Source organism: Stenotrophomonas sp. Steno-Z1, assembly GCF_056393175.1.
In genome coordinates, this window is sequence record NZ_JBWJPB010000001.1 from 1,488,676 (window position 1) to 1,505,916 (window position 17,241).

At 67.3% G+C, this 17,241-nt stretch carries 17 protein-coding genes; 13 read left to right on the forward strand and 4 right to left on the reverse strand.

The window, feature by feature from the left end:
* Window positions 1-48: 48 nt before the first annotated feature.
* The 4 genes from AC06FD_RS06600 to flgA form a co-directional block, all read right to left on the reverse strand.
* Complete coding sequence (locus tag AC06FD_RS06600) at window positions 49-1,188, reverse strand: ATP-binding protein (protein ID WP_394162347.1); 1,140 nt, start codon at window positions 1,186-1,188, stop codon at window positions 49-51.
* A gap of 177 nt (window positions 1,189-1,365) precedes the next feature.
* On the reverse strand, window positions 1,366-1,704 hold the full coding sequence (locus AC06FD_RS06605; RefSeq protein ID WP_259202573.1) for a flagellar protein FlgN: 339 nt from the start codon (window positions 1,702-1,704) through the stop codon (window positions 1,366-1,368).
* Window positions 1,701-2,003, reverse strand: coding sequence for a flagellar biosynthesis anti-sigma factor FlgM (flgM, locus tag AC06FD_RS06610; protein WP_394161864.1), 303 nt, complete (start codon window positions 2,001-2,003; stop codon window positions 1,701-1,703). The genes AC06FD_RS06605 and flgM overlap by 4 nt, the downstream gene beginning before the upstream one ends.
* 109 nt (window positions 2,004-2,112) lie before the next feature.
* Window positions 2,113-2,763 (reverse strand): flagellar basal body P-ring formation chaperone FlgA, encoded by a 651-nt coding sequence (gene flgA, locus AC06FD_RS06615; RefSeq protein WP_478077345.1) that lies wholly within the window; start codon window positions 2,761-2,763, stop codon window positions 2,113-2,115.
* A gap of 105 nt (window positions 2,764-2,868) precedes the next feature.
* On the opposite strand from flgA, the gene AC06FD_RS06620 reads away from it, so the two are divergent.
* The 13 genes from AC06FD_RS06620 (at window position 2,869) to AC06FD_RS06680 (ending at window position 17,171) form a co-directional block, all read left to right on the forward strand.
* On the forward strand, window positions 2,869-3,819 hold the full coding sequence (locus tag AC06FD_RS06620) for a chemotaxis protein (protein WP_259202570.1): 951 nt from the start codon (window positions 2,869-2,871) through the stop codon (window positions 3,817-3,819).
* A gap of 733 nt (window positions 3,820-4,552) precedes the next feature.
* Complete coding sequence (gene flgB, locus AC06FD_RS06625) at window positions 4,553-4,948, forward strand: flagellar basal body rod protein FlgB (protein ID WP_259202569.1); 396 nt, start codon at window positions 4,553-4,555, stop codon at window positions 4,946-4,948.
* Between the two features lie 3 nt (window positions 4,949-4,951).
* The gene (gene flgC / locus AC06FD_RS06630; RefSeq protein ID WP_259202568.1) at window positions 4,952-5,359 is read left to right on the forward strand and encodes a flagellar basal body rod protein FlgC; all 408 of its coding nucleotides are present in this window, start codon (window positions 4,952-4,954) and stop codon (window positions 5,357-5,359) included.
* A gap of 26 nt (window positions 5,360-5,385) precedes the next feature.
* Window positions 5,386-6,069, forward strand: a complete 684-nt coding sequence (locus tag AC06FD_RS06635; RefSeq protein ID WP_259202566.1) for a flagellar hook capping FlgD N-terminal domain-containing protein — start codon at window positions 5,386-5,388, stop codon at window positions 6,067-6,069.
* A gap of 32 nt (window positions 6,070-6,101) precedes the next feature.
* Window positions 6,102-7,325 carry a flagellar hook protein FlgE gene (gene flgE / locus AC06FD_RS06640; RefSeq protein WP_259202565.1) on the forward strand — a complete coding sequence of 408 codons (1,224 nt, stop codon included), beginning with the start codon at window positions 6,102-6,104 and terminating at the stop codon, window positions 7,323-7,325.
* A 32-nt stretch (window positions 7,326-7,357) separates the two neighbouring features.
* Window positions 7,358-8,110, forward strand: coding sequence for a flagellar basal body rod protein FlgF (locus AC06FD_RS06645; protein WP_137189434.1), 753 nt, complete (start codon window positions 7,358-7,360; stop codon window positions 8,108-8,110).
* Between the two features lie 119 nt (window positions 8,111-8,229).
* On the forward strand, window positions 8,230-9,015 hold the full coding sequence (flgG, locus tag AC06FD_RS06650) for a flagellar basal-body rod protein FlgG (RefSeq protein ID WP_256776987.1): 786 nt from the start codon (window positions 8,230-8,232) through the stop codon (window positions 9,013-9,015).
* A 23-nt stretch (window positions 9,016-9,038) separates the two neighbouring features.
* A complete protein-coding gene (gene flgH / locus AC06FD_RS06655; RefSeq protein ID WP_259202564.1) occupies window positions 9,039-9,731 on the forward strand; it encodes a flagellar basal body L-ring protein FlgH in 693 nt (230 codons plus the stop codon).
* A gap of 7 nt (window positions 9,732-9,738) precedes the next feature.
* On the forward strand, window positions 9,739-10,890 hold the full coding sequence (locus tag AC06FD_RS06660) for a flagellar basal body P-ring protein FlgI (protein ID WP_449335821.1): 1,152 nt from the start codon (window positions 9,739-9,741) through the stop codon (window positions 10,888-10,890).
* A gap of 1 nt (window position 10,891) precedes the next feature.
* Window positions 10,892-12,121, forward strand: coding sequence for a flagellar assembly peptidoglycan hydrolase FlgJ (gene flgJ / locus AC06FD_RS06665; protein ID WP_478077346.1), 1,230 nt, complete (start codon window positions 10,892-10,894; stop codon window positions 12,119-12,121).
* Between the two features lie 8 nt (window positions 12,122-12,129).
* Complete coding sequence (gene flgK, locus AC06FD_RS06670; protein ID WP_259202562.1) at window positions 12,130-14,010, forward strand: flagellar hook-associated protein FlgK; 1,881 nt, start codon at window positions 12,130-12,132, stop codon at window positions 14,008-14,010.
* On the forward strand, window positions 14,007-15,209 hold the full coding sequence (gene flgL, locus AC06FD_RS06675; RefSeq protein ID WP_478077347.1) for a flagellar hook-associated protein FlgL: 1,203 nt from the start codon (window positions 14,007-14,009) through the stop codon (window positions 15,207-15,209). Before flgK ends, flgL begins: the two co-directional genes overlap by 4 nt.
* A 795-nt stretch (window positions 15,210-16,004) precedes the next feature.
* Window positions 16,005-17,171 carry a flagellin gene (locus tag AC06FD_RS06680; RefSeq protein WP_259202560.1) on the forward strand — a complete coding sequence of 389 codons (1,167 nt, stop codon included), beginning with the start codon at window positions 16,005-16,007 and terminating at the stop codon, window positions 17,169-17,171.
* Window positions 17,172-17,241: the final 70 nt, after the last annotated feature.

A 17,241-nucleotide genomic window follows, 5' to 3' on the forward strand; every position in this document is an offset into this window, starting at 1 on the left:
GGCGTGGCACCGCAGCCGGCCCACGGTCGGCTCTACCGCGTGGGGTGGTCAGCGCGGCTGCTTGATCGGGAGTACCAGGCGGAACCTGGAACCTACGCCGGGGGTGCTGTCCAGGTCGATGCGGCCGTGGTGCTTGTTGACGATGCTGTAGGAAATCGACAGACCGAGACCGGTGCCGCTGCCGACCGGCTTGGTGGTGAAGAACGGGTCGAAGATGCGCTGGCGCAGGTCGGGCGAGATGCCGCCGCCGGTGTCTTCGAACTCCACCCACACGTGGTCGCCATCCACACCGGTGCGCACGGTGATCGTGCCGCGCTCGGCGATGGCGTGGCCGGCATTGAGCAGCAGGTTCATGTAGACCTGGTTGAGCTCTGACGGCAGGCATTCCACCAGCGGCAGCTGGCCGAATTCGCGCTGCAGGGTGACCTTGTACTTGAGCTCGTTCCAGATGATGTTGATGGTCGATTCGAGCCCGGAATGCAGGTCGACCAGCTTCCAGGACTCATCGCGGCCGGAATAGGAGAAGTCCTTGAGGTCGCGCACGATCCGGGTGACCCGCTCGATGCCTTCGCGCGACTCGGCCATCAGCTGCGGCAGGTCGCGGCTGATGAAATCGATGTCGAAGCGGTTGCGGATGTCGTCGATCTCCGGGATCAGCGCCTTCGGATCGGGGGCGCGCAGGGCGCGTTCGTAGGCCTCGATCACGGTGAACAGGCTGCGGAGGTATTCCTGCAGGCTGCCCAGGTTGGAGTGCACGTAGCCGATGGGGTTGTTGATCTCGTGCGCCACGCCGGCGGCAAGTTGGCCGATGGAGGCCATTTTCTCGGACTGCAGCAGCTTCTCCTGGGTGCCGTTGAGGCGCAGGTAGGCCTGGCGCAGCTCGGCATGGCGCTGCTGCAGCTCGCGTTCGTAGTCTTCCTGGCCTTCGATGCGGCGGAACAGGGCCAGGTAATGGCGCTGGCCGGCTTCTTCGTGCTGGTACAGGTGGGCGATGACCATGCGCTCGCCGACCGGCAGGCTGCCGTTCCAGTGGCCATGCAGGCGGGCGTGCTCGAGCGCGTCCGGTGGCAGCAGCTGGTGCAGCCATTGCGCCGCCCCCAGCCCGGCGGCGTTCTCGGCCTGGCCGAGCATCTCGCTGACGGCCGCATTGGCCAGGGCCACGCTGCCATCCTCGCGGAACAGCAGCATGCCTTCGTTGACACGCTCGAACAGGGCGAGCAGGACCGGCTGCGGGGGCAGCGGTGCGGTGACGAGGTTGGAAGAAGCGGTCACGGTCACATCGGGCAGTCGAAACAGGCGCCCAATATACGCGTTGGCCTGCGCGACGGAAGCCCGCGCACGCGTTCGCGGCCCGCGCGGGCCGGATCAGGCGACGGCGAGCGGCCGGCGGGTATGCAGCGTGCTGGACTGGCCCTTGGCGTCGTAGGACGAGGCGTCTTCGCTGCGGCCGAGCTGGCGCAGGGCCCAGTTGACCTCGCGGCGGCGGCGCGACAGCAGCACGCCATTGGCGCGGTTGCGCTCGGCCAGTTCCTGCAGGCGCTCGCCCTGCCCGACCGGCGGCACGGTCTCGAGCGCGCGCAGCGCCTCGAGCTTGGCGCCGGTGGCCCGGATCAGGGCCTGCACGTCATGCTCGACCAATGCCTGGCGTTCGACGTCCAAGGCATCGCTGAGGCGCTGCAATGGCTCGCTCATCGCCAGTTTCATCCCTGCAGCTGCTGGTCCAGCTCGAGCATGCGCGAGGCGATCGCATCGGGATTGATCTTGTAGGTGCCGTTCTGCAGCGACTCACGCACGGCCTGCACGCGGCCGGCGTCGATCGCCGGGGCGCTGCTCAGTTCGCGCTGCAGGGCCTGCAGGCTGGTGGCTTCACCGGTCAGGCGCAGGCTGTCGGCGGCTTCCACCGGACGCGTCGGGGAATCGGCGCTGGCGGCCGGCTTGCTGCCAAGCGCGACACTGCGCAGATGGGCGGTGGCCTGCAGGTTGCCGTCGATTTTCTGGCTCATGGAGTTGTCCTGGAAGTACGGTTCACAAGGGATAACGGCATGGAGACCGCCATCTTTAGGGGATTCTGCGGTTTTTTTGGCACATTCCGCCGCGGGTTCAGCATTGTGCTCAACGCGTCACAAAAACGTCGCCGTTGGCGGCCACGGTGCCCTGGACGATCTTCCGCGAGGACAGATTCTCCACCGACACCCGCTCGTTCTCGCCGGCGTCGGCCATCGCCTTGCCCGCGACCCGCACCTCCACGCCCCCCAACCGCGACACCAGCGCCACGTTGTCGCCACGACGCACGAGGCGCTGGGCGACCAGGTCGTTGGCCGAGAGCAGGCTGCCGGCACTGAGTGTACGCCGGGCCACCCGCCCGACCGCGGCGGCCGGATCGGCCAGCGCGGCGCCGGCGATACGGGCCACGTCACGCTGGGCAGTGGTGATATCGGCGGCGGCCAGCGTTTCTCCAGCGCTGATGCCCCGGTTGAGGATGAGTACGGCCTGGTTGCGGCGCACCTTGACCGGAACGAACAGGCGCCAGCCGCCGGCATCCGGGCAGCTGACTTCCACGGTACTGGTGCCGGTGGGCTGGGCACGCAAGCCCTGGCCGCAGGCCGGCAGGCGCAGCGCGGAATCTAGGGTGGTGTCGCCCTCGGTCCCGGCCGGCAGGGTAGACAGCGCGGCGGCGCGGATGCTGTCCACCGGCTGCCAGCCGCCGGCGGCGGACGCGGGCAGCGTGGCCAGGGCGAACACGGCAAGGATGATCCAACGCATGGCGACTCCACGGGCAAGGCACATGTGCAGCGTCCTGCAAGGGCCGTGCCGGAATCGGCGCGGCGGCGCGCTCAAGTCGGCGGGGCTGGCGCCGATACCACTCCCATGTCACATGACCTGCTCAACCGCATCGACCAGCGTACGCGCCTGGCCGGCCACAATCGTCTGGCCCTGCTGCTGTTCCGGCTCGGCGGACGCCAGCTTTTTGGCGTGAATGTGTTCAAGGTGCAGGAAGTCCTGCGCCGCCCGGACCTGTTCCAGGTGCCCGGGCTGCCCAGCCAGTTCGCCGGCGTGGCCGATGTGCGTGGCCGCTCGGTGCCGGTGCTGGACCTTGGGCTGGCGATCGGCCACCCCGAACGCGAACCGAATGCCGACAAGGCGCCGGGCTACCTGGTGGTGACCGAGTTCAACCGGTCGATCCAGGGCTTCCTGGTGAGCGGGGTGGAACGCATCGTCAACATCGCGGTGGAGGATATCCACCCGCCGCCGGAACTGGGCGCCGAATCGAGCTATCTGACTGCGGTGACGCGGTTCCAGGGCGAGTTGATCCAGGTGATCGACGTGGAAAGCGTGCTGGCCGATATCGCGCAGGTGCGCGGCGAGGCGGTGCTGGACCCGTCCCTGGCGCAGGCGCTGCCCACCGATGGGCCGCAGCTGCAGGTGCTGGTGGTGGACGACTCGCGGGTGGCCCGCCAGCAGATCCGCAGCGTGCTGGACCAGTTGGGGGTGGGGGCGACCCTGCTGTCAGACGGCAAGCAGGCGCTGGACCACCTGCTGCAGATCCATGCCTCGGGCGAGAACCCGGCCGAGCGCTACGCGATGGTGATTTCGGACATCGAGATGCCGGCGATGGACGGTTACACGCTGACGACGGAAATCCGTCGCCACCCGGGCCTGGCGGGGCTGTACGTGCTGCTGCACACCTCGTTGTCGGGCGTGTTCAACAACGCGATGGTCGAGCGGGTGGGCGCCAACGCGTTCGTGGCCAAGTATTCGCCGCACGAGTTGGCCGATTTCGTGCTGGACCGGTTGCGGAAGGTGGCGTTGGCGGCCTGATTGTCCGGGTGGGTAGCGGCGGTTGGCATACCGCTTGCGGGACGGAGTGGATGGGGCGGCGCCCTGGTCATCTTGTGAGCGTTGAGTAGGAGCAGCCGAGCATGGCTCGGCTTTGCCGGTGTCCAGGCGCAGCCGAGCATGGCTCGGCCCTACCGGTGTCCAGGAGCAGCCGAGCATGGCTCGGCTCTACCGGTGTCCAGGCGCAGCCGGGCATGGCTCGGCTCTACCGGTGTCCAGGAGCAGCCGAGCATGGCTCGGCTCTACCCGTGTCCAGGAGCAGCCGAGCATGGCTCGGCTCTACCAGTGTCCAGGAGCAGCCGAGCATGGCTCGGCTCTACCGGTGTCCAGGCGCAGCCGGGCATGGCTCGGCTCTGTCGGTTTATCAAGCCCAGCGCTCCGCTGGGCTTTTTTGTGGGCGCGGCGGTGGTTCAGCCGGGCATGGCCCGGCGCTTCCAACGCGCAGCCGCCAGCAGCTGGGCCGGGGCGCGGAGCCGGGTTCACGGCGTGTCCCGGCAGGGGTTCAGGGCGCTCGGCCGGTGGGTGTGCTTGAACGTTGGGGTTCATGGAGCTTCAGCCGACCAACGGTCGGCTCTACCCCCTCCGCAGGCTGTGGCCTTCCTGTCCGATGGCGCAAGCGTGTCCTGGCGAGGGTCGGTGGCGCCAGGCGTGGCGGCAAATCGCAGACTGGCACAGCCCTTGCACCACTCCCACCATCGTCCCGTGGGAGCGTGCCATGCCCAATCTGATTTCCGACTATCTGGGGGTCCATGCCCAGGCCATGCCGTTGCGCGAGCAGCGGATGAAGCTCATCGCCAGCAACCTGAGCAATGCCGACACCCCCGGCTACAAGGCCCAGGACCTCGACTTCGATGCCGCCCTGCGCAATGCCCAGGGCCTGGACAGCAATGGCCTGATGAAAACCACCAACGAGCAGCACTACGCCATCGGCGGCGGCCTCAACCCCTTCCAGATCACCAAGGAAGGCGTGCAGCCCAGCATCGACGGCAACACCGTCGACCCCGACGCCGAACGGGCCGCCTACGGCCGCGCCGCGCTGGAATACCGCGCCTCGCTCAGCTTCGTCGAATCCAAGGTGCGCTCCATGCTCACCGCCATCACGGGCCAATAAGCCATGAGCAACCTGCCCATTTTCGATATCGCCGGCTCCGCCCTCCAGGCCCAGTCGGTGCGCATGAGCACCATCGCCTCCAACCTCTCCAACGCCGACACCGTCGCCGGTTCGGCGCAGGCCGTCTACAAGCCGCTGGAGCCGATCTTCCAGTCGGTCACCAGCCGCACCGATCCCAACATCACCACCGTCCAGGTCAAGGAAATCAGCCAGAGCGACGCAGCGCCGATCAAGCGCTACGAGCCCGGTCATCCGCTGGCCGACGGCGACGGCTACATCTACCAGCCCGACGTCGACCCGGTCGCGCAGATGGTCAACCTCATCTCCACCTCGCGCAATTACCAGGCCGGCGTGGAAATGCTGACCACCGCCAAGGAACTGGCGCTGGCCACCCTGACCATGGGTCGCTGACCCTCGCCCCCACAGGACATACCGTCATGAGCACCACTTCCGGCGTTGGCCAGAACAGCGATGTGTACACCGCGCTCGGCCTCAATGCGCCCAACAGCGACACCAGCAAGAAGAAGAGCACCCTGGACCAGGCCGATTTCCTGCGCCTGATGACCGAGCAGCTGCAGCACCAGGACCCGCTCAAGCCCATGGACAACACCCAGATGGTGGCGCAGATGGCGCAGCTGTCCCAGGTGCAGGGCATCACCGACCTCAACACCACGGTGCAGGGCTTCCAGGACCAGATGTCCAGCGACCAGATCCTGCGCGGTGCCGCGCTGGTCGGTCACGACGTGCTGGTGCCCTCGACCAAGTGGCAGCTGGAGGCCGAAGGCACGACCAGCGGCATGGTCGCTGCCTCCGGGGCCGGCTACGTCAACGTGGAGATCACCGACGCCAACGGCGTCAAGGTCAACACCATCAGCGTGGAAGCCAAGGCCGCCGGCGAAGTGACCTTCGACTGGGATGGCAAGGATGCCAACGGCAACCGCATGGCGCCGGGCAGCTACACCATCGCCGCCACCTTCACCGACAGCGCCGGTGCCCAGAGCAAGGTCAACACCTACGTTGAAGCGCCCGTGGAAAGCGTCACGGTCGGTTCGGACGGGCTGTACCTCAACCTCAAGGGCCTCGGTACGGCCCCCATCGACTACGTGCTCCGCATCAGCTGAGCCGCCCTACCCCGCACACCAGGAGCAATCCCATGGGCTTCAACATCTCGCTGTCCGGCATCAACGCCGCCAATGCCGACCTGAACGTCACCGCGAACAACATCGCCAACGTCAACACGACCGGCTTCAAGGAATCGCGCGCCGAGTTCGCCGACCTGTTCTCGGCCACCAGCTACGGCCTGTCCAAGAACGCGGTCGGCTCGGGCGTGCGCCTGACCAACGTGGCCCAGCAGTTCTCGCAGGGCAACAACGAACAGACCGGGCGCAGCCTGGACATGGCCATTTCCGGTGAGGGCTTCTTCACCATGACCATGAACGGTGCCCGCGTCTATTCGCGCGCCGGCAACTTCCAGACCGACCAGGCCGGCTACGTGACCAACCCGCAGGGCGCGCGCCTGCAGGTGTTCGCGCCGAACGCCGATGGCACCAGCTTCGACGCCGGCCGCCTGGTCGACCTGCAGCTGCTCACCACCGACAGCCCGCCCAAGCAGACCAGCAAGGTCAACGTGAGCTTCACCCTGCCGGCCGACGCCAAGGTGCCGACGGTGAACGTGTTCGACCCGACCGATTCCAACAGCTACAGCCAGTCCACCGGCGGCATCACCGTCTACGACTCGCTGGGCGTCAGCCACACCCAGACCTCGTACTTCGTCAAGACCGCCAACCCGAACGAATGGCAGGTCTACAACTATGTCGACGGCCAGGCCGCCGGCGGCGTCAGCACGCTGACCTTCAACAACGCCGGCGCGTTGACCGCCCCGACCAACGGCCAGATCACCCTGGCCCCGTTCACCCCCAGCACCGGCGCTGGCCAGCTGGCGCTGACCCTGGACATCAGCGGGTCCACCCAGTACGGCGAGAAGTTCGCCCTGCGCAACACCCAGCAGGACGGCTACGCCGCCGGCAAGCTCAACGAAGTCACCGTGTCCGAAGAAGGCGTGGTCTACGCGCGCTACTCCAATGGCGACGACAAGCCGCTGGGCCAGGTGGCGCTGACCACCTTCAACAACGCGCAGGGCCTGGAAGCCAAGGGCAACAACCTGTGGGTGGAAACCTTCAGCTCGGGCACCCCGCGTACCGGCGCACCGGACAGCTCCAACCTGGGCAAGGTCCAGGCCGGGTCGCTGGAAGCCTCCACGGTCGACCTGACCGAGCAGCTGGTCAACATGATCACCGCCCAGCGCAACTTCCAGGCCAACTCGCAGATGGTCTCCACCATGGACCAGATCACCCAGACCATCATCAACATCCGTTGATGAGCCACTGACCGCATCACGGGACCAAGACGATGGACAAGGCGCTCTACGTAGCGATGACCGGTGCACGTGCCTCGCTGCAGGCACAGGGCACGCTCTCGCACAACCTGGCCAACACCGATACCCCTGGCTTCAAGGAAGCCCTCGCCAATACCGAGGCCTTCCCGATCAAGGGCACCGGCTACGCCTCGCGCGTGGACGCCCTGCACGTCGATGCCGGCTTCAACCGCCGCATGGGCGCGCAGCAGATCACCGGCAACCCGCTGGACCTGTCGCTGCAGTCGGGCAACTGGCTGGCGGTGCAGGCACCGGCCGGCGGCGGCGAGGCCTATACCCGGGGTGCGGCGCTCTCGATCACGCCCAATGGCCAGCTGGTGACCGCCGGCGGCCATCCGGTGCTGGACGAGAACGGCGCGCCGATCGCGATTCCGCCGCACCAGGCGATGGACATCGGCAACGACGGCACGATCTCGATCATTCCGCTGGGCGAAGGCCCGCAGACCATGGCCAACATCGGCCGGATCCGCGTGGTCGCGGCGGCCGATGAACGCCTGGAGCGCGGCCTGGACGGCTTGATGCGCAACACCGACCCGCAGCAGCCGTTCGTGCAGGCCCAGGGCAAGTCGCTGGAAAGCGGCCAGCTGGAAGGCAGCAACGTGGATGCCGCCGGCGCGCTGGTGCAGATGATCCAGCTGCAGCGGCAGTACGAAATGCAGGTGAAGGTGATCAAGCACGGCGACGACAACGCCCGCAGCGCCAACAGCCTGCTGCGCCTGGGCGGCTGACCCGGACCGGGCTGAGCAGGCACCGCCGTAATTCTGGCGCGGTTCTGGCACGGCCCATGCATCGCCCCCTGTAACGGCCGCCCCGGGCGGCCACCCGTATCATTCAAAGGAACATCGCCATGAACCAGGCATTGTGGATCGCCAAGACCGGACTGGATGCGCAGCAGACGCGCATGTCGGTGGTTTCCAACAACCTCGCCAACACCAACACCACCGGTTTCAAGCAGGACCGTGCCAGCTTCGAAGACCTGCTGTACCAGCAGGTGCGGCAGCCGGGCGGTTCCTCCTCGGCGCAGACCCAGTTGCCCACCGGCCTGCAGTTGGGTACCGGCGTGCGCGTGGTCGCCACGTCGAAGAACTTCGAACAGGGCAGCCAGCAGCAGACCGGTCGCGCGCTGGACGTGATGGTCAATGGCCGCGGCTTCTTCGAAGTGCAGATGCCCGATGGTTCCTCGGCGTATACCCGCGATGGCTCCTTCCAGCGCAACCAGGACGGCGAGCTGGTGACCAACAGCGGCTACCCGGTGCAGCCGGGCATCCAGATTCCCGAAGGCGCGCAGTCGCTGACCATCGGCACCGACGGCACCATCAGCGTGAAGATGGCCGACGACGCCGCCTCGGTGGAAATCGGCGCGCTGACCCTCACCGATTTCGTCAACCCGGCGGGCCTGCAGGCCCGCGGGGAAAACCTGTTCCTGGAAACCACCGCCTCCGGTCCCGCCCAGAACGGCAACCCCGGCCTCAATGGCCTGGGCAGCGTGGTCCAGGGCGCGCTGGAAGGCAGCAACGTCAACGTGGTCGAGGAGCTGGTGTCGATGATCGAAACCCAGCGCGCCTACGAAATGAACGCCAAGGCGATCTCCACCACCGACGCGATGCTCGGCTACCTCAACCAGAACGTCTGATCGGTCGAACCGGGAACCCTGCCATGTCGCCCCTGCCCCTTACCCTCCGTCTGTCGCTCGCCAGCGCCCTGGTCGCCCTGCTCGGCGGCTGTGTCATCGCCGGCGATGTGCGGCCCTACCCGGCGATGGCGCCGATCACCCCGATCGTGGCGCCCACCGCGCCGGCCACCGCCGGCGCGATCTACGCCGCCGGCCCGGGCCTGCAGCTGTACTCGGACCGGCGCGCACGCGACGTGGGCGACCTGCTGACCATCACCCTGACCGAAAACACCACCGCGCAGACCACCGCCAATACCACCACCGCCAAGGAATCGGAGCTGAGCATCGGCACCCCGACCCTGTTCGGCGCGCCGGTCACCCTGGGCGGCAAGGACATCCTGGCCGCGAGCGCGGCCGGTTCACGCGACTTCACCGGCAAGGGCACCAGCGCGCAGAGCAACCGCCTGGTGGGCAACGTGACGGTCACGGTGATCCAGCGCCTGCCCAACGGCAATCTGGTGGTCCAGGGCGCCAAGAACCTGCGGCTCAACCAGGGCGATGAACTGGTGCAGGTGCAGGGCATCGTGCGTGCGGCGGACATCTCCCAGGACAACACCATTCCCTCCAGCCGCGTTGCCGATGCCCGCATCGTCTACGGCGGCCGCGGCCCGGTGGCCCAATCCAATGCGATGGGCTGGCTGAGCCGTTTCTTCAACTCGGCGTTGACGCCGTTCTGAGCCTGACATGACCCTTTCCTTTTCCCTGTTCGGGCAGCGACGCATGGCGTCGCCCTACGTGGTGCGTGCGCTGGCGGTCCTGCTGGCGACCTTCGCCGTGGTGGCACCGGCCTCGGCCGAGCGCATCAAGGACCTGGCCCAGGTGGGCGGCGTGCGCACCAACGCGCTGGTCGGCTACGGGCTGGTGGTCGGCCTGGATGGCAGCGGCGACCGCACCAGCCAGGCGCCCTTCACCGTGCAGAGCCTGAAGAACCTGCTGGGCGAGCTGGGCGTGAACGTGCCGGCCAACGTCAATCCGCAGCTCAAGAACGTGGCCGCCGTGGCGATCCACGCCGAGCTGCCGCCGTTCGCCAAGCCGGGCCAGCCCATCGACATTACCGTGTCCTCGATCGGCAACGCGGTCTCGCTGCGCGGTGGCTCGCTGCTGATGGCCCCGCTGCGCGGCGCCGACGGCCAGGTCTACGCCATCGCCCAGGGCAATCTGGTGGTCGGCGGTTTCGGTGCGCAGGGCAAGGATGGCTCGCGCGTCTCGGTGAACGTGCCCAGCGTGGGTCGCATTCCCAATGGCGCCACGGTCGAACGTGCGCTGCCGGATGTGTTCAACGGCGGCGGCGACATCACCCTGAACCTGCACAAGAACGACTTCACCACGGTCTCGCGCATGGTCGCCGCGCTCAACAATGCCTTCGGCGATGGCGCCGCCCGTGCGATCGACGGCGTCACGGTGTCGGTGCAGTCGCCGAGCGACCCGGGCGCACGCATCGGCCTGCTGGCCCGCATCGAGAACCTGGAACTCACCCCCGGCAGCGCGCCGGCCAAGGTGGTGGTCAACGCCCGCACCGGCACGGTGGTGATCGGCTCGCAGGTGCGCGTGGGCGCGGCGGCCATCTCGCATGGCTCGCTCACCGTGACCATCAACGAGAACACCAACGTCAGCCAGCCCAACGCATTCGGCAATGGCCAGACCGTGGCCACCCCGCAATCCACCATCACCGCCACCAACGATGGCAGCCGCATGTTCAAGTTCACCGGCGGCACCACGCTGGATGAGATCGTGCACGCGGTCAATGCGGTGGGCGCTGCCCCCGGCGACCTGATCGCCATCCTGGAAGCCCTCAAGCAGGCCGGTGCGCTCAGCGCCGAACTCGAGGTGATCTGACATGCGCATTACTCCGGCACTGGAACTCAATCCGGCCCAGGCCAACAGCCCGGCCAAGGTGGACAAGGTGGCGCGCCAGCTGGAAGGCCAGTTCGCGCAGATGCTGGTCAAGAGCATGCGCGATGCCAGCTTTGGCGACTCGCTGTTCCCCGCCGAAAACACCATGTTCCGCGAGATGTACGACCACAAGATCGCCGAGGCCATGACCCGTGGCCGCGGCCTGGGCCTGTCGGCGATGATCACCCGCCAGCTCGGCGGCGCCGAGGCCGATGCGGCCAAGCCGACGGACACCGCGTTGAACCCGGCCGCGGCGTTGCGCGCCTACCGGCTCAATGCTCCGGCCGCTGCGCCGATGGCGCTGCCAGCCTCGGCCACGCCGGCCGGCGCGCCGAGCGAGGTGGAGATGCTGCAGCAGCTGCGCGGCGCCGACCCGTCGGCGGTGTTGCAGCCGATGGAGCGCGCGCTGGACCTGATCGCCGGCCGCGAAAGCAGCCAGATGCACGAGGCGCTCGGGCGCAGCGATCCGTATTCGGCCACCCCGGGCGTCACCGATCCCACCCAGGAGAACTGGGCCGCGCTGGCCAACGACCGCTGGAGCGGCGTCAACGACAGCGCCGCCCCGCGCGGGCCCAGCGCGGTGGATACGCTGGCCGCCAGTACCGCCGCCGCCCAGCTCGGCCCGCACACGCCGGAAGGCTTCGTGGCCAGCATCTGGGGCCATGCGCAGCAGGCCGCGCGCGAGCTCGGCGTGGATGCCAAGGCGCTGGTCGCCCAGGCCGCACTGGAGACCGGCTGGGGCCGCAAGCTGGTGCAGCGCAACGGTGGCGGCAGCTCGCACAACCTGTTCGGGATCAAGGCCACCGGCTGGAGCGGCGAGCGCGCCAGCAGCGGCACCCATGAATACGTGGACGGCGTGCGTCGCAATGAAACGGCCAGCTTCCGCGCCTACACCTCGGTCGGCGACAGCTTCGCCGACTATGTGAAGCTGCTCAAGAACAGCCCGCGCTACCAGAACGCGCTGCAGGCCGGCGGCGACGTCCGCGGCTTCGCGCAGGGCCTGCAGAAGGCCGGCTACGCCACCGATCCCAGCTACGCGGCGAAGATCGCCGCGATCGCCGGCGGCCCGACCATCGAGCGCGCCATCGCCGCCGTGGGCGATGCCAGCCAGCGCCTGGGCCAGACCTTTGCCAGCACCGCCAGCCCGACCGGGCTGGGTGTCATCCGTCGTTGAGGTAATCCATGTCCAGCGTACTTTCCACCGGCACCAGCGCCCTGCTCGCCTTCCAGCGGGCGCTGGCGACCACCAGCCATAACGTCGCCAATATCAATACGCCCGGCTACAGCCGGCAGAAGGTCGACTTCGCCACCGCCAATCCGCAGAACGTCGGCTATGGCGACGTCGGCAACGGCACCCGCATCACCGACATCCGCCGGGTGGCCGACCAGCTGGCGATCTCGCGGTTGCTCGATGGCAGTGGCGAACTGGCGCGGTTGAAGCAGTTGTCGAGCATGGCCGACCGTGTGGATGCGATGTTCTCCGATACCGCCACCAACGTATCCGGGGTCTGGTCGAGCTTCTTCGACACCGTCAGCGGCCTGTCCTCCAATGCCTCGGGCACGGCCGACCGGCAGAACATGTTGGACGGCGGCAAGACCCTGGCCGGCCGCTTCCAGCAGCTCAACGGCCAGCTCAATACGCTCAACGGGGAGGTCAACAACGGCCTCATCGCCGGCGCGTCGGAGATCAACCGGCTGGCCAAGGAGATCGCCCAGCTCAACGGCAGCATCGGCGGCAACGCGGCCAACGCCGCGCCGGACCTGCTGGATCGCCGCGATGCGCTGATCGCCAACCTGGTCGGCTACACCGGTGGCAACGCGGTGATGCAGGACGGCGGCGTGATGAATGTCTACACCGCCGGTGGCCAGGCGCTGGTGGTGGGTACCACTGCCTCCAAGGTCACCACCGTGGCCGATCCGTACATGCCCGAGCGCCTGCAGCTCGCGCTGGAGAGCGCCGGGCAGAAGATCACCCTGGAACCCAAGACGCTTGGCGGCCAGATCGGCGGCCTGCTGGAGTTCCGCGATACGGTGCTGACGCCGACCCAGGCCGAACTGGGCAAGCTGGCCGTCGGCATGGCCAGCAGCTTCAACGATGTGCACCGCCAGGGCGCGGACCTGTACGGCAACCTGGGTGGGGACTTCTTCAACATCGGCAGCCCGCGCATCACCGGCAACGCCAACAACACCGGCACCGCCAGCATGACCGCCAGCTTCGGCGACCTGTCCAAACTGGACGGGCAGAACGTGCTGCTCAAGTTTGACGGCACCCAGTGGCAGGCGACCCGCGCCGACACCGGCGCGGCGATCCCGATGACCGGTACCGGCAGCGCCACCGACCCGCTGGTGATCAACGGGGTGGAACTGGTGATGACCGGCACTCCGGCGGTGAACGACCGCATGCTGCTGCAGCCCACCGCAGGCGTGGCCGGCACCCTGTCGGTGGCGATCACCGACACCTCGCGCATTGCCGCGGCCGCCCCGATCAAGGGCACCGCCGCCCTGACCAACACCGGCACCGGCAAGCTCACCGGGGTCAAGGTGACCGACCACACCAACGCGGCGCTGCGCACTCCGGCGGCGATCGTGTTCACCAGCGCCACCGAGTACACCCTCGACGGCACCGGTCCGTTCACGTACACCGCCGGCCAGACCATCAGCGCCAACGGCTGGAGTTTCGTGCTCGATGGTGCGCCCAAGACCGGCGACACCTTCAGCATCGGTCCGACCCCGGCCGGATCCTCGGACAACAGCAACGCCCTGCTGCTGGCCAAGGTGGAACAGGCCAAGACGTTCAACGACGGCACCGTCACCCTCAGCGGCGCGCTCGGTGGGCTGACCACCCAGGTCGGCGCGGCGGCACGCTCGGCCGACTACTCGCTGCAGGCCCAACAGGTGATCACCGACCAGGCGCAGTCCGCGCGCGATTCGATCTCCGGGGTCAACCTGGATGAGGAAGCGGCCGACATGCTGCGCCTGCAGCAGGCCTACCAGGCCGCCTCGCAGCTGATCTCCACCGCCGACAACATGTTCCAGACCATCCTCGGAGCCGTGAGCCGATGAACAGCCGCATTTCCACCGGGATGATGTTCCAGCAGTCGGTGTCGTTGATGATGGCCAAGCAGGCCAAGATGAGCCACCTGGAGCAGCAGATCGCCACCGGCCGCCGGCTGGTGACCGCCAAGGACGACCCGGTCGCCTCCGGCGCCGCCGTGGGCCTGGACCGCACCCTGGCCTCGCTGGACCGCATGCAGCTCAACGCGGGCAACGTGCAGAACCGGCTGGGCCTGCAGGAAAACGCGCTGGCCCAGGTCGGCGACATGATGGGGCGCATCACGGAATTGACGATCTACGCCAACAACCCGGCGCTGGCAGCATCGGACAAGCAGTCGATGGTGACCGAAATCGAGGCGATCCGCGGCAACCTGCTGGCGCTGGCCAACAGCACCGACGGCACCGGGCGCTATCTGTTCGGCGGGACGGCCGATGACAGCCCGCCGTTCAGCCAGATCGATGGCAAGGTGGTCTACAACGGCGACCAGAACCAGCGCCAGGTAGAGGTCGGGCCGGATACCTACGTGCTCGATGCCCTGCCCGGCAGCGAGATTTTCCTGCGGATCGGTACGGGCGATGGGCACGTGGATGGGGCGGCCAGCACGACGAACACTGGCACGGGCGTGCTGACCAACGTGACCCGCGACGGCAGCGACAGCTGGAACGGCCAGGGCTTCAGTGTGCGTTTCACCGCCGAAGACCAGTACGAGCTGCTGGATGCCGGCGGTACGGTGGTGTCCACCGGGACGATGAAGGCGGGCGACGATCTGGTGCTCAACGGTGTACGTCTGCACATCGACGGCAAGCCGGCGGCCGGCGATACCTTCGAGGTCAGTCCGGCGACGAGCCGGGATATCTTCAGCACGCTGGACAGTCTGATCGGGTCGCTGAAAATGGACACCGGCAGCGCGGCCAAGTCGGCGGCACAGCAGAATCTGCTGCAGAGCGGTCTGCGTGACGTTGCGCGGGCCTCGGAGCGGATGATCGACTCGCGTGCGGCCGGTGGTGCACAGTTGAAGGCGCTGGACAATGCGGCGGACATGCGCGAGTCCAATACGGTGACGCTCAAGAGCACGCTGTCGCAGATGCGCGATCTGGACTACGCCGATGCGATCAGTCAGTACCAGCTGGAGAGCACTGCCCTCCAAGCCGCGCAGACGCTGTTCTCGCAGATGCAGCAGATGTCATTGTTCAACGTGTTGCGCTGATACCGCGACACGACACTCCGGATGGCCCAAAAGCCGCGATGCGTTGAGCATCGCGGCTTTTTTCGTTTTCCTCTACGAGCACGAAAAGCAACGGCAGCGATTTCCGTCTGTCGCTGGTTTGGGCGGGGGTGTGTGGGTTCGCGGGACACGCCGTAAACCCATCCATGGGGGCTCGCACACGCCATCCATGGCGTGTGACGGTCCCGCGAACCCACACACCCCCGCCCTCGACAGTTTGCTGGTGGCCCGTGCAGAGCCGAAGAGCGACAGAGCGAGAGAGCGACAGAGCGACAGAGCGACGAACAGCATGTTCGCCAGCCAGCAACTCACACGGCTCTTTCCCTGCGCACCCGCCCCCTGTCCAAGGGGTGGCACGGGTGGGTTGGCGGGACCGTCATGCGCCATGGATGGCGCATGCGAGCCTACAAGGACGTATTTACAGCGTGTCCCGCCAACCCAGCCGTGCCAGCCCTCCCCCAGCTGCGGCAGACCTGATGCTTCTGCCGTTGCTGTTGCTGTGGCTCCGGGCTCCGGGCTCCGGGCTCCGGCCCCAGGCCTGGCGATGAACATCAAAAAACCCCTTGAATTCCCGCTTTCCCTGCCGTTAACCCTTATGTCCGGCAAGCCCGCCATGGCCCCGGATGGCCCACCAGACAGCCTCAGCGAAATTTCCGCCTAAAGGTTGTTGACAAAGCGCCGTTATTCATTTGGCAACAGCGAAGCACACAGCCAAACAAAAAAATCGGCGGCGCTTCGTTCCATTCACCACCGGGATTCCAATAAGGGAGACGACCCATGGCACAGGTAATCAACACCAATACGATGTCGCTCAACGCTCAGCGCAACCTGAGCACCAGCGGCAGCTCGCTCGCTACCACCATCCAGCGCCTCTCGTCCGGCCTGCGCATCAACAGCGCGAAGGACGACGCCGCCGGCCTGGCCATCAGCGAGCGCTTCGGCACTCAGATCCGCGGCACCGACGTGGCCATCCGCAATGCCAACGATGGCATCTCGCTGGCCCAGGTCGCCGAAGGCTCCCTGAGCGAAATCGGCAACAACCTGCAGCGCGTCCGCGAACTGGCCGTGCAGGCCTCCAACGCCACCAACTCCGCCAGCGACCGCAAGGCCCTGCAGGCTGAAGTCACCCAGCTGGTCAGCGAAATCGACCGCGTCGCCAAGCAGTCCGACTTCAACGGCACCAAGCTGCTGGACGGCAGCTTCACCAGCCAGCTGTTCCAGGTGGGCGCCAACGCCGGCCAGGCCATCGCCATCAACAGCGTCGTCGACGCCAAGGCCAGCTCGCTGGGCAACGCCAAGTTTGCCCCCCCGGTCGACAGCACCGCCGACATCGCCACCATCACCGACCTGACCGGCGTCACCATCAACGGCATCACCCTCGGCACGATCAGCGGCAAGACCACCGCCGAATTCGCCGCCTCCGCGGCCGCCCAGATCAACACCCAGATCGGCGAAGCCGGTGTCTACGCCGAAGTCGTCACCACCGCCGGCACCCCCGATACCCAGCGCCTGAAGCTGACCTCGGTCCAGGCCGACCGCGACCTCGTCATCACCGGCGCCACCCAGCTGGGCCTGGCCGACTCCACCGTCGCCGCCCCCAGCTCGGTTGCCGCCACGGCTACCTCCAGCTTCGTGCAGGACCTGGACGTCTCGTCCTACGTCGGTGCGCAGAAGGCGCTGGAAATCGTCGACAAGGCACTGGAATCGGTCAACAGCGTCCGCGCCGACCTCGGCGCCATCCAGAACCGCTTCACCTCCGTGGTGGCCAATCTGCAGACCTCCTCGGAAAACCTGTCGGCATCGCGCAGCCGCATCCGCGATACCGATTTCGCCAAGGAAACCGCGGAACTCACCCGTACCCAGATCCTGCAACAGGCCGGCACCGCGATGCTGGCCCAGGCCAACCAGGTTCCACAGAACGTGCTCAGCCTGTTGCAGCGCTGACATGAGCCGCTCCTGAAGCACGTCAGGAGCGTCTAACCCATCGTACGTGCACTGCTCAAGGACCTCTCCT

Bases quoted from the DNA above. Each gene is read 5' to 3' on its own strand.
- flgL (WP_478077347.1), top strand. From the start codon at position 14,007: ATGAACAGCCGCATTTCCACCGGGATGATGTTCCAGCAGTCGGTGTCG.
- AC06FD_RS06645 (WP_137189434.1), top strand. From the start codon at position 7,358: ATGGACAAGGCGCTCTACGTAGCGATGACCGGTGCACGTGCCTCGCTG.
- flgC (WP_259202568.1), top strand. From the start codon at position 4,952: ATGAGCAACCTGCCCATTTTCGATATCGCCGGCTCCGCCCTCCAGGCC.
- flgE (WP_259202565.1), top strand. From the start codon at position 6,102: ATGGGCTTCAACATCTCGCTGTCCGGCATCAACGCCGCCAATGCCGAC.
- flgG (WP_256776987.1), top strand. From the start codon at position 8,230: ATGAACCAGGCATTGTGGATCGCCAAGACCGGACTGGATGCGCAGCAG.
- flgB (WP_259202569.1), top strand. From the start codon at position 4,553: ATGCCCAATCTGATTTCCGACTATCTGGGGGTCCATGCCCAGGCCATG.
- AC06FD_RS06600 (WP_394162347.1), bottom strand. From the start codon at position 1,188: ATGCTGCTGTTCCGCGAGGATGGCAGCGTGGCCCTGGCCAATGCGGCC.
- AC06FD_RS06680 (WP_259202560.1), top strand. From the start codon at position 16,005: ATGGCACAGGTAATCAACACCAATACGATGTCGCTCAACGCTCAGCGC.
- flgH (WP_259202564.1), top strand. From the start codon at position 9,039: ATGTCGCCCCTGCCCCTTACCCTCCGTCTGTCGCTCGCCAGCGCCCTG.
- flgK (WP_259202562.1), top strand. From the start codon at position 12,130: ATGTCCAGCGTACTTTCCACCGGCACCAGCGCCCTGCTCGCCTTCCAG.
- flgM (WP_394161864.1), bottom strand. From the start codon at position 2,003: ATGAGCCAGAAAATCGACGGCAACCTGCAGGCCACCGCCCATCTGCGC.
- flgJ (WP_478077346.1), top strand. From the start codon at position 10,892: ATGCGCATTACTCCGGCACTGGAACTCAATCCGGCCCAGGCCAACAGC.
- AC06FD_RS06660 (WP_449335821.1), top strand. From the start codon at position 9,739: ATGACCCTTTCCTTTTCCCTGTTCGGGCAGCGACGCATGGCGTCGCCC.
- flgA (WP_478077345.1), bottom strand. From the start codon at position 2,763: ATGCGTTGGATCATCCTTGCCGTGTTCGCCCTGGCCACGCTGCCCGCG.
- AC06FD_RS06635 (WP_259202566.1), top strand. From the start codon at position 5,386: ATGAGCACCACTTCCGGCGTTGGCCAGAACAGCGATGTGTACACCGCG.
- AC06FD_RS06605 (WP_259202573.1), bottom strand. From the start codon at position 1,704: ATGAAACTGGCGATGAGCGAGCCATTGCAGCGCCTCAGCGATGCCTTG.
- AC06FD_RS06620 (WP_259202570.1), top strand. From the start codon at position 2,869: ATGTCACATGACCTGCTCAACCGCATCGACCAGCGTACGCGCCTGGCC.